This is a genomic window from Phocaeicola sp., from assembly GCF_048170425.1.
Taxonomy (GTDB): domain Bacteria; phylum Bacteroidota; class Bacteroidia; order Bacteroidales; family Bacteroidaceae; genus Phocaeicola.
This window is the reverse complement of record NZ_DBEXBB010000085.1, coordinates 1-12,859: the sequence shown is the minus strand read 5'-3', so window position 1 is coordinate 12,859 and position 12,859 is coordinate 1. Positions and strand designations below refer to the sequence as shown.

Annotated in this window: 6 protein-coding genes; 4 read left to right on the top strand and 2 right to left on the bottom strand. The window is 50.6% G+C overall.

What is annotated here, in order from left to right:
- Window positions 1–157: 157 nt before the first annotated feature.
- On the bottom strand, window positions 158–2,434 hold the full coding sequence (locus ACMJ0U_RS03550) for a cation:proton antiporter (RefSeq protein ID WP_417128221.1): 2,277 nt from the start codon (window positions 2,432–2,434) through the stop codon (window positions 158–160).
- Window positions 2,435–2,572: 138 nt separating this feature from the next.
- Here ACMJ0U_RS03550 and ACMJ0U_RS03545 point away from each other — a divergent pair, with 138 nt between their 5' ends.
- The 4 genes from ACMJ0U_RS03545 to ACMJ0U_RS03530 all read left to right on the top strand — a co-directional run bounded on the left by ACMJ0U_RS03545 (window position 2,573) and on the right by ACMJ0U_RS03530 (window position 11,017).
- Window positions 2,573–5,113 (top strand): heavy metal translocating P-type ATPase, encoded by a 2,541-nt coding sequence (locus tag ACMJ0U_RS03545; RefSeq protein ID WP_417128219.1) that lies wholly within the window; start codon window positions 2,573–2,575, stop codon window positions 5,111–5,113.
- Window positions 5,114–5,189: 76 nt separating this feature from the next.
- Window positions 5,190–6,002, top strand: a complete 813-nt coding sequence (locus tag ACMJ0U_RS03540; protein ID WP_417128218.1) for a hypothetical protein — start codon at window positions 5,190–5,192, stop codon at window positions 6,000–6,002.
- A 24-nt stretch (window positions 6,003–6,026) separates the two neighbouring features.
- The gene (locus tag ACMJ0U_RS03535; protein WP_417128216.1) at window positions 6,027–10,274 is read left to right on the top strand and encodes a DEAD/DEAH box helicase; all 4,248 of its coding nucleotides are present in this window, start codon (window positions 6,027–6,029) and stop codon (window positions 10,272–10,274) included.
- Between the two features lie 14 nt (window positions 10,275–10,288).
- Window positions 10,289–11,017, top strand: a complete 729-nt coding sequence (locus ACMJ0U_RS03530) for an SDR family NAD(P)-dependent oxidoreductase (RefSeq protein ID WP_417128223.1) — start codon at window positions 10,289–10,291, stop codon at window positions 11,015–11,017.
- Here the strand turns inward: ACMJ0U_RS03530 and ACMJ0U_RS03525 are convergent.
- Window positions 11,007–12,377, bottom strand: a complete 1,371-nt coding sequence (locus tag ACMJ0U_RS03525) for an MATE family efflux transporter (protein WP_417128215.1) — start codon at window positions 12,375–12,377, stop codon at window positions 11,007–11,009. The genes ACMJ0U_RS03530 and ACMJ0U_RS03525 overlap by 11 nt on opposite strands.
- Window positions 12,378–12,859 lie beyond the last annotated feature (482 nt).

The following is a 12,859-nucleotide window of genomic DNA, read 5'->3' as shown; positions in this document are numbered from 1 at the left end:
TCTTCCGGAACGTCATGTCCAACAGATAGGACTATATGAAAAAACACAGAAAAAGGGCAATAATAATGGCATATAAAGTGATTATACTCTATCGACTTTATATGCCATCTTACTTTTAGGGACATTTACTGAATATCCCTAGGCAAGTCCAGCTTTTTTATTCCGCTTTGGCTGTTGCCTCGGAAGCCTCAAACAACGCATTCAAATTCTTTTCCTCTCCTACTATCCATACCACATCGCCCTTCTGTAATTCAAAAGAAACTTCCGGCTGCCGCAGATCACTATCGTCAGCAGACTCAATTCCTACCACCAGACAATGGTATTTGTTGCGGATACCACTTTCACGAATCGTACGTCCGCAAAACGGTGAGTTCCGTGCAATGACAAACTGCTTCAAATACATCTCGCGGTTCTCAAAATCCTCATCCTTATAACCTTCGGCCACCTTTTCCAACTGTCCGGAGAAAACAGACAACTGCTCGTCGGTTCCGATAACCTGCAACTTATCATTCGGGAAAATACGGTTACCTCCGCCTGGAATATTAATACGATGCGAACCTCGTATGATAGATGCCACATGCACCCCGTATTTCTTTCCAAAATCAAGTTCCATCAGTGTTTTGCCTCCCCACAACGAATCGGCCGGAACTACAAAATCCGACAAGTGCAAATCCCGGTCGAGCAATCGTCCAGCATATTCCGGTTGGCTTTCACCTAAATACGCTTTCTTGATTTCCTTGGAACGAAGATTCTGTACGAACACCCGTTCCATGCCAATTGACTGCTTTTTCAAGAAACGAGAGATCATTATCAGTAAGACTACCAGAATGGCAATACCTACCATCAGTGCAGCAGAAGCCTGGAACAGGTGCTTGATGATGTAGACCACAAAAAGGACAGCCAGCACTATGCGAAGCAATACAATTGAAATCAGAGGCGCATGATTGAAACGGTTGTCTGCCCAAAGTGCCTTAAACTCGATAGAATGATTTTTCTTCATTATCATGGCACGGAGGAAAGGAGAAATCAATAAGATAGTGACCACAGCCCCCAGCACTTTTCCCCAAAAATCTCCCAGGGTGGAAACCAAGAGAGGAAGGAAAAGATTGAAGGACAAGACCACCATTGCAATAGAAAGCACCAGATAAATCAACGTGATACGCACGATAGAACTCAACAGCTTTTTCCAGTTGTTCTGATGGTTCACAGGCTGCCCTCCCACCGAATAACGTTCCAGCAACTGTCGCCAGAAAATCGGAAGATGACAATCCACCCATCCATAAGCGGGAGCAGATAAACGAATCATATATGGCGTCAGAAAGGTGGTTATCACGGATACGGCTACTACAATCGGATACAAGAAAGAGCTTGTCACATTCAGACTCACACCCAATGACGCAATGATAAAGGCAAATTCCCCAATCTGTGTCAGACTGAATCCACACTGCATGGCAATTTTCAACGGCTGGCCAGACAGCAACACACCTCCTGTCCCGAAGATGGCCTGCCCCAGCAATATGGCTACCACAATCGCCAGAATCGGCCAGATGTATTCCACAATCATGTTCGGGTCTACCATCATCCCGACAGACACGAAGAAAATAGCTCCAAACAAATCTTTCACCGGAGCCACCAGTTTGTCAATGTGTTCCGATTCCACCGTTTCCGCCAAAATGGAGCCCATGATAAATGCACCAAAGGCTGGAGAGAAACCCACACGGGCCGCCAGCACCACCATCCCGAAACACAAGGCCAGCGACACAATCAGCAACGTTTCGTCACTCATCAGTTTGCGTGCCTTCTTTAAGAAAAGCGGAATCAGATAAATACCTACCACAAACCAGAGAATCAGGAAGAACACCAATTTTCCGATGCTGTAAATCATCTCACTTCCCTCAAAATTCTTGCTTACAGCCATGGTAGAAAGCATCACCATCAGCACAATGGCCAGAATATCCTCCAGAATCAAGATACTCAGCACCAACCCAGCAAAACGTTGTTGGCGAAGCCCCAAATCATCAAAAGCCTTATAAATAATGGTAGTGGAAGACATGGCCAGCATTCCTCCTAAATAAATGCAGTCCATCTGTTTCCAGCCAAACATCCAGCCCACAAACACACCGACCAGTATCATACAGAAAATAATCGTGCAGGCCGATATCACCGCCGAACCTCCCACCTTCATCAGTTTCTTAAAACTGAACTCCAGTCCAAGCGCAAACAAGAGGAAGATAACCCCAATTTCCGACCAGGTCTGAATATTATCTGCATCTACCACCGAAGGAGTAAACGTAAAATGAGGACTACAGACAAAACCTGCAACAATATAACCTAACACCAGAGGCTGCTTCAATTTCTTAAATAGCAATGTCATTATTCCGGCACTAATCAATATCAAAGCCAGATCACTGATAAGAGGAGCTAAATGCGACATAATAGTTGTATTTTATTTTTACGCAAAAATAACGAATTCCTCACAAGAAATATCTCCCTGAAGCATAAATATGAAACGGAAGTTTCCTATTTCAACCAAGAATGTTGTAATTTTGACCAATTTTAAAATAAAAAACTTATGGATACTCCTAAAACGATACAAACCTTTCCGGTATTGGATATGAGCTGTGCTGCCTGCGCCACACGGGTGGAAAAGACGCTGAACCGTCAACCGGGTGTATACCATGCTCAGGTGAACTATGCAGCCGCTACGGCCACTGTGGAATATAACCCGCAAGAATGTACACCCGAAACATTAAAAGGTGCCATTCAGAATGCCGGATACGACCTAGTCATTGAAACGAATGCCCCAAAAGAGAAAATAGCAGAAGATGCACATAGCCGGAAGTACCGTCAACTGAAACAGCGTACTTTCTTTTCGCTAATGCTTTCCGTACCCATAGCCATTATCGGCATGTGCTTCATGAACTGGACTTATGCCAATTACCTGATGTGGACTCTTTCCACTCCCGTAGTATTCTGGTTGGGAAGAGATTTTTACCGCAACGCCTGGAAACAGTTGAAGCACCGCACCTCCAACATGGACACGCTGGTAGCCGTGAGTACTGGTATTGCCTATACATTCAGCCTGTTCAACCTGTTCTGGCCGGAATTTTGGTTAAGTAGAGGCATTCACCCTCACGTGTACTTTGAGGCTGCCAGTGTCATCATCTCCTTTATCCTGCTCGGACGGTTACTGGAAGAAAAAGCCAAAGGAAATACGTCGGAAGCCATCAAAAAACTGATGGGACTACAGCCGGCCACGGTCACCATACTCACTCCGGAAGGACAGCTGAAAGAAATTCCCGTGGAACAAGTGCAGCAGGGGCAACGACTGGTTGTCAAACCGGGCAGCCGCATTGCCGTGGACGGAACCGTATATGAAGGCTGTTCCTATGTGGACGAGAGCATGCTCACCGGTGAACCGCTTCCTACCGAAAAGACTCCCGGTGCCAAAGTATATGCCGGCACAATCAACCAGAAAGGAAGTTTCAGCTTCATCGCCGACAAAGTAGGCAGCGAAACCGTTCTGGCCCATATCATCCGCATGGTGCAAAATGCACAAGGCAGCAAGGCCCCCGTACAGCAATTAGTAGACCGCATTGCGGCTATCTTCGTGCCTACCATCCTGAGCATTGCCGTTCTTTCGTTTTTAGTCTGGATATGGCTGGACAATGCCAACGGATTCACCCACGGCTTGCTGGCCGCAGTCACCGTCACCATCATTGCCTGCCCCTGTGCATTAGGATTAGCCACGCCGACAGCTATCATGGTCGGTATCGGGAAGGGTGCCGAAAACGGTATCCTGATTAAAGATGCGGAAAGTCTGGAAACAGCCCGTAAGGTGAACGCCATCGTACTCGATAAGACCGGCACGCTGACCGAAGGACGCCCCACGGTGACCGACATCTCCGACCCGCTTCTTCAATCTCCGTTAGGCGATGTGCTCTTTACCCTGGAAAGCGCTTCCGAGCATCCTCTGGCACAAGCTATCGTGCAGCATCAGACCCGCCAGATACTTCTCATGGAAGAATTTGAAAGTCTGACAGGATTAGGGGTACGAGGCAAAATCAACGGTGCCTATTATTATGCCGGCAACCGCCGACTGCTGGAGACTCACCATCTTACCGTGTCCCCCGCCCTGACGGAAGAAGCTGCCCGGTTGAGCCATGAAGCCAAGACCGTCATCTGGCTGGCCGATTCACAGCGGGCATTAGGACTGGTAGCCATTGCCGACCGCATCAAGCCGACCTCCAGAGAGGCCGTCAGACAATTACAGGAGATGGGTATCTCAACTTATATGCTGACCGGCGACAATTCGGAAACTGCCCAAAGGATTGCAGAACAATGCGGCATCACCCACTTTCAGGCCGAAGTGCTTCCGCAGCAGAAGGCCCAGTTCATCAAGGACTTGCAAAAGAAAGGCAAAATCGTAGCCATGGTGGGCGACGGCATCAATGACAGTGCGGCACTGGCTCAAGCCGACCTCAGCATTGCCATGGGAAAAGGAAGCGACATCGCCATGGACGTGGCTAAAATGACACTCATTTCGTCCGACCTGAACAAGATTACCGATGCCATCCGCCTTTCTCAGGCCACCGTACGCACCATCCGCGAGAACCTTTTCTGGGCTTTCATCTACAACCTGACAGGTATCCCGGTAGCCGCCGGTATTCTGTACCCCATCAACGGCTTCCTGTTGAATCCGATGATAGCCGGAGCCGCCATGGCCATGAGCAGTGTCAGCGTGGTAAGCAACAGTCTGCGACTGAAACGGAAGAAATTCGCACACACCACAGTGACCGTACAGGAGGAAGTGAAACCCACCGAAGGAATCACCGCACCCGCAGTGGAAACAGCTATTCCACAGCCGGAAATCACTGCTTCCTCCGCTTCCGAAGTCCGGAAGACCTACCTGATAGAGGGAATGATGTGCGATCACTGCCGCACCCGCGTAGAGAAAGTGCTGAACATGTGGGAAGGTGTCTCCGCTAAAGTCACACTCACTCCGCCAGAAGCCGTCATTACCTTCCAAGGGAAAGTACCTGCACTTGCAGAACTGCAACAGCTGATTGATGAAAAAGCCGGAGACTATACCCTGACAGAAAAAGCTGATTGACCTTGTTTTTACCCCATACCCCGCACAAATTCAAAAAAAGTCGTATATTTGAAGCAACAATTCAAATATACGACTTATGAAACGAACACATTTTTTTCATGGAATACTTCTGATTGTAGTCATCCTTTCCTTTATGGCATGCAAGGATGATCATGGACCTATTTACCTGGTCAGTGTCACAGACCATCAGCAAATCACCGACGGCAAACTGGAAATCAGCCTGTTCAATAAAGGCGAAAAATTCTTGATTCGAGGAGGAGAAGGGAATTATACCATCAAGAATGGGAACGAAGAAATCGTGGACTACCGTTACGATGGTGATACCCTGACATTTATTCCTGTCAGCATAGGAGAAACGACTACCCTCATTGCCGACCGCTCAGGCAACAGTTACACCCTGTCTATCTCTGTCAACAACCCGCAAAGCAATTACCGGGTAGACAGTATCAGTGCCACTGTAGAAGGAGACGAATTGACCAAAGGGGAAGAAGCCGAACTGATTGCACGAATCACCGAAGATGCACCGGTACAGCCCGGCGGACGTCTGCTGTTCACTTATTCCGATGCTTCCCTGACTTACGGCGACCTGAAAATCTTCCCTAACAACACAGGGAATTATCAAATCGGTATTTTTGAACGTACCTTGAAATATGCGGAAGATACCGGCGAACCTTATCAGCAAATCGAAGCTGAAATGGCAGGAAGTACCAAAAAAACCTACACATTCATGTTGTTCGAGGACGAAGCATCTTCCGCTCAAACTACAACCGGACAAGAAGAAACGACTACTGTCAACTTGATTAAAGAAGATGTGACTGCACAATACAAAGGAGAATTCAGCGGACTCAGTAAGGCTTATTGCATCTATCACCTGACCAAGCTGCCCTAACCTTCTTCCGACACTTTTTTGCACATGCCTCGTATCGAACTTCAATCCTTCGATTTGTTCAACCGCATCGAACGGATTCATCATCAGCCGACGGCTGCCCCCGACAACTTACAAGCTAAATATATCCTGCTCCACAAAGTGCTGGAGCAGGCTTGTTATGAACTGACCACTGGTGTCACGCTCTCGTTCGCCAACCTGTTTTCCCGTCTGGATTACATCTGCAAGGAAAAGAAAATGACTCCCTCCGACCGCTATGCCATCCAGACCATGCGCCGCAACTGTAACGCAGCCATGGGCGACCGTTTTCAGGCCGACATGCAGGAATACCTTTACGACCTGCGGGCACTGGTGCGTTTTGTGTCTTTGGGCTTTGAAGAAGACATTCCGGCTTCCATCCTCCCGGAAATTCCCCACTCCAACCGACCGTATCAGGGTACACGTCTGTCGCACATCCCGTACGTACGGGCTTCGGTGACTAGTTGGAACGACACACAGATTTTTGCAGCGACCGACAGCGAAACCGCCCCATTCATCATCATCAACTATGCCAAAGGTGGGTATGACGGCGACCTGCTCTACCTGAAAGACCTGCTTTCAGAAAATCTTCCGCTGAACTTGCTCGATGTGCGCGTGGATGAGGAGAATCACTACATTCCCAACCTCATTGTGATTCACCCCGACTACCTGATTGACATCAGTTCGCTGGCCGCCTGCTTTCGGGAGTACGGGCACCACCCGCTCAACTATTTCATGAACAAAATCAAGCCGAGAGCCAATACCGCCCCCATCCTGATGGGTAACCTGGCCAGCCAGTTTCTCGACGACTACATCAACGAGCAGCCGCAGGAGCCGGTGAATTACCCCCACACCATCAAGAAATTCTTTGCCGCTTCGGCCCTCGATTTCTGCACCTGCTCGCTTCCGGCCGATTTTCACGCACAGGCACAGGCACAGATGATGAACATCCGCTCGTTTGTCCACGACGTGCTGCCTCATAACATACGGAACTTCAACAAGAAGAATACCCTGCTCGAAGCCTCCTTCATTTGTGAGAAATTAGGATTGCAGGGACGTGTGGACATGATGCAGAAAGACTTCCAGGTACTCATCGAACAGAAGGCCGGAAAGCGCGACGAATACCATCGCCGCCATAAGGAAGATCATTTCATTCAGATGATGCTCTACCAAGGCGTACTAATGTACAATTTTGGACAGGAAACCGCCCACATGCAGACCTTCCTGCTCTATTCCAAGTATGCTGACGGACTGCTGATAGAACACTTTGCCGAAAACTTGTTCCGAGAGAGCATCAAGCTCCGCAATTACATCGTACACAACGAGATGCGACTGGGCGACGGAGCCATCGGAGAAATTGTAGACTCACTGAGCACCGATTTGCTGAACGAATTGCAGATTGGCGGAAAGCTGTGGAACGACTACCAGGAACCGCAACTGCAGACGGCCATCAATACCCTGAAACGCTGTACGCCGCTGGAGCGGGCTTACTTCAACCGCTTTTTCACGTTCGTATCAAAGGAACAGATTCTCAGCAAGACCGGAGGAAGCAACGATGCGTCTCACGGATTTGCCGGCAACTGGCATATCCCACTGCACGAGAAACTGGAGGCGGGCAATATCCTGACCGGACTGACCATCCAGGAGAAGCAAAGCAGCGGCCCCGGCAAAGGATACGACCTTATCGAACTGCACATTCCGGCACAGGATGAAGACTTCCTGCCCAACTTCCGTACGGGCGACATGGTGATTCTCTATGCGTATAAGGAAGAACCGGACATGAGAAAGCAGATTCTCATGAAGGGAAACATTCTGGAGTTGCAGCCGGACCGCATGACCTTAGTACTGCGCAACGGACAGCAAAATAAAGACATTATCGGCGGCAAGGAAGAGGTATTTGCCGTGGAACACGATTTCTCGGATACTTCCGCCAACAACGGATTCCGCGGACTGTATGCTTTTCTGTCCGCACAGGCCGACCGGAAAGAACTGCTGCTCGGCGTACGTCCGCCTGCACAACTGGAAGACGTCAAACTGAACGGCGATTACGGACGCTTCAACGAACTCATTCTGAAAGAGAAACAGGCCAAGGACTATTTTCTGCTGGTGGGTCCTCCGGGCACCGGAAAGACCTCGTGTGCCCTGCGTTTCATGGTGGAAGAAGCCTTGAGTGAGCCGGACACCTCCATCCTGCTGTTGTCGTACACCAACCGGGCGGTGGATGAAATCTGTGCCATGCTCACGGACTCCGGCATTGCCGACCGTACCCCGTTCATCCGTATCGGCAACGAACTGTCGTGCGACAAGCGTTTCGTGCCTTACCTGCTGAAATACAGCCTGGATGACTGTCCCAAGCTGACCGACATCCAGCAGAAGATGGCACGCACACGTATCTTCGTGGGTACCACCACCGCCATCAACAACCGTCTCAACCTGTTCACGCTGAAACATTTCCAGCTGGCCATCATCGACGAGGCCTCACAGATTCTGGAGCCCGACCTGATAGGCATCCTGTCTGCCCGCCATCAGCAGCATAATGCCATCGACAAGTTCGTACTGGTGGGCGACTACAAACAGTTGCCGGCCATTGCCCAGCAAAGTGCGGAAGAAGCTGCCGTGACCGATCTCCTGCTGCGGAACATCGGGCTGGAAGATTGCCGCAACTCGCTGTTCGAACGCCTTTACAAATCGAGCCCAGACACCTGCCGCAGCATCCTTCACAAGCAAGGACGTATGCATCCGGCCATCGCCGAGTTTCCGAACCAGACGTTCTACTACCGGGAGCAACTGGAGAGCGTGCCTCTTCCTCATCAGTTGGAAGAAACGCCTTACGAAGTCGGCCTGACTCCGCAGGACCCCATCGACCAGTTGCTGCTGGAACGCAGAATGGTGTTCATTCCCGCGGAGGCTCCGGACCACCTGACCTGCTCGGACAAGACCAACCCGAACGAAGCCCGGATTGTAGCCACTCTGTTAGGCCATATTTACCGTCTGACGGAATCCCATTTCGACCCGAACCGGACGGTAGGTGTCATCGTGCCCTACCGCAACCAGATTGCCATGATACGAAAAGAGATTGCGCGCCTCCAGCTACCTGCCTTGCAGGACATCTCCATCGACACGGTGGAACGCTACCAGGGCAGCCAGCGCGACATTATCATCTATTCGTTTACCATACAGAATTTCAGCCAGCTCAACTTCCTTACGGCCAATACGTTTCAGGAAGGCAATTTCCTGATTGACCGCAAGCTGAATGTGGCACTGACACGCGCCCGCAAGCAACTGCTGCTGACGGGTAACCCGCACGTCCTCGGGGCCAACATCACCTTCTACAAGCTGATGGAGTACATCCGCCTGCACAACGGATACCTGGAGACGGATGCCCACTCGTTCTGCCGGGGAGATTTTACCCTGCCTTCGTACCGGAAGAACTGGGAAGTGGCAGACGGTACCTATTCCCTGCCGGCGCATTTCAAGCAGGTATTCTCGGAGTGGATAACCCCACCGGCACATCTGGAAGAAAACGAAGCCTACTACCGTGAAGCCACGGCCTACGGCCGGAGTGACTTCCGCACCCTGCCCGAAGAGATGTCCCCATCTGCCTTCTGCCAGGTCTACAACTATTTGTACATGCGGAAACAATATGCCGCTGCCCAGGCTCTCTTTACCGGAAGCGGCAACTGGCTACACGACCTCATCCGTAAGGTATCAGGGCGCGTGGTGTTCTGCGACCTTTCGTGTGAAGCTGGAGCCTCGGGACTGGCTTTTGCCGATGTGTGCCGTTCTCTTCCCCATCTGGACCTGACCTACACGGGTATCTATCCCATGCAGGAAATGGGAGAAACGGCCGAAGCCTTTTTCCGTTCACCAGCCTACAAGCACATGCAGGCAAGCTGGTATCCCCGCCTGAGTACCGTTCCTACTGCCTTCTGGCAAGCCCATGCAGTACTGACCGAACTGGTGATTTTCAATCTCTCCAGCCTGTTCGACCGCATCGCTCCGCGGGAGGCACTCGACCTGGCTTTACAAATCAACCAATTGGTACATGCCCGTCCCCTGAACCATTACGTACTGGTGTACCGTGACGATGCGGGACCCTGCATGCACAACCATTCCTACACGGCATTCTGCAACCACCTGTCGGCAGAGCTGAAGCCGCTCCAGCCGCAGATGCCTCTTTTCGGAAAAATCCATTGTGAACCCACCGAAGGAGTTCCTCTTTCGCAGGAATTCCTTTATGAAATACGTACCAACTGATGAATAAGAAACCTATACAGCGTGCCCTCATCGTAGGGGCTACTTCCGGCATCGGAAAAGAAACGGCCTTGCAACTGCTCCAGAAGGGATGGATACTCGGACTGGCAGGCCGGCGTGAAGAGAACCTGAAAGAACTGCAACAACTGGCTCCGGAGCGTATCCACATCCGGGCCATCGACATCTGTCAGGTGGATGCGACCGACCGCCTGCAGGAACTGATTGAAGAAATGGGAGGCATGGACCTCTACCTGCACTGCTCGGGCATCGGGCACCAGAACTACCTGCTGGTACCGGAAATCGAGCTGCGCACGCTGGAGACCAACGGCACCGGATTTGTGCGCATGGTGACAACCGCTTTCCGCTACTTTGCCCAACAGAAAAGAGGACACCTGGCGGTCATCAGTTCCATTGCGGGAACCAAAGGACTGGGAGCTGCTCCGGCCTACTCTGCCACCAAGCGTTTCCAGAACACCTACATCGATGCACTGGAACAACTGGCTCACATCCAGAAACTTCCCATCCGGTTTACAGACATCCGTCCGGGATTCGTAGCTACCGGACTGCTGAACGACGGCAAACACTATCCCATGCTGATGCATACGGAAAAGGTGGCCCGCCACATCGTGCGTGCCCTGGAGAAAAAGAAACGCATTGTCGTGATTGACTGGCGCTATCGCGTACTGGTCGCCCTCTGGCGCCTGATACCACCTTTCCTCTGGAAGCGGCTGCCTGTCAGGAATTAGGCACCAATCGTCCTTCTTTCACCACAATCTGCTGTAAGCGACGGTATACATAGATAAACGCCGGAACCAGGAACAGGTTGGCAAACAGCCAGGCCGTCGGGTCGCCGAAGCACACGCCCCAGAATCCCCACAACGGAACCGCAATCAAGCTGACCAGCACACGGGCCACCATTTCCGATACACCGGAGAACATGGCCAGCCGTGTATAGCCTGCTCCCTGAATGGAATAACGAAGAATACTGAGCATACCCAGCAAAAAGAAGAAGGAAGTATTGACATGAAGAAACAAGGCCGTATCGTCGATAATCTCCGTCTCATCCGGCGAGATGAAAAGCAGGGCAAACTTCTCGGCCAGTCCCCACATCAGGGCGCCAATCGCTATGACATAAACAGTCATCATCAGCGTGGCCGATTTGATGCCCATCCAGATGCGGTCCGGCTTTCCGGCCCCGTAATTTTGTCCGGAATACGTCGCCATGGCCATTCCCAGGCTATCCAGCGGACACATCACAAACATCTTGATACGCATGGCCGCCGTAAAGGCTGCTACACAGGCCGTACCCAACGCATTGTTCGCGCTTTGCAGCATGATGCTGCCGATGGCCGTAATAGAAAACTGCAATCCCATCGGTACCCCGATGTACAGCAACTGACGGGCCAGGTCGCCACGGAAACGACGGTCAGCAGGCTCGGTTTTCAGAATGTCAAACTTGCGGTACATATAGATGTAACACAGCAAGGCCGACAACCCCTGCGAAAAGACCGTCGCAATGGCAGCTCCTGCCACTCCCCATCCCAGCGTAAGGATGCAAAACAAATCGAGTACAATGTTCAGCAAGGTAGAGAAAAGCAGGAACCAGAACGGTGTCTTGCTGTCGCCCAGCGCCCGGATGATACTGGACAACAAATTATAGAAGAACGTACACGGCACCCCGATAAAGGTTATCAGCAGATAGAGGTAGGCCCCTTCAAAGATATTCTCCGGTGTGCGCATGGAACGCAGGATAAATCCGCAAAGCAGACTCGTGACAATGGCCACAGCGACCGACATCACCGCCGCCAGCTTCAGGCTGACCGACACATAGCGCCGCATCGTCACATAATCGCGTGCCCCGAACTTCTGTGCCACCGGAATGCCGAAACCTCCGCAACACCCGTTGCAGAATCCTAAAATCAAAAAGACGACCGACGTACTTGCACCCACAGAAGCCAGCGCATTGATACCCAAGAACTTTCCGACAATAGCCGCATCCACCAACGAATACGTCTGCTGGAGCAGGTTGCCCAGTAACAATGGAAAAGTAAAATTCAGAATCAGCGGCAGACTCGGCCCTGATGTCATCTCTCTCGACTGTGCCATAATTTCCTTTCGTTATCCTTAAAATCTAATAAGTGTGCAAAAGTACACTAAAGTCACGAAACGAAAGAAAATCATCCCGTTAAATAAGGTAATTCGAGCCGTTTTTCTTGCCTTAAATCAAGCCCTAAAAAAACGCACTTGCGTTCCAATCCAAACACAAGGACATTTTATCTGAAACGCACTTACGTTTTAAATCAAACACAAGTACGTTTTAAATCAAACGTCAAAGCGTTTTTTCGCGAACGCAAAGACGTTTGAAGTGTACTGAATTTAGTTGACAGGTTAATAATTAAAATCATATATAGGTTTACACCTTTTCGTATTAAAACCTGATAAGGTTGTCACTGTTACAAAGTTACACCTAAAAAGGTTTACACCAAACTTTGTATGACAAAAAAACTCACCGCTCGGGGAGCACCGTGTGGCAAGGGGCGGGAGCCCCCGTCCCGGGAAGTACATCCGTCAGCTTTGTCTGTAATCCA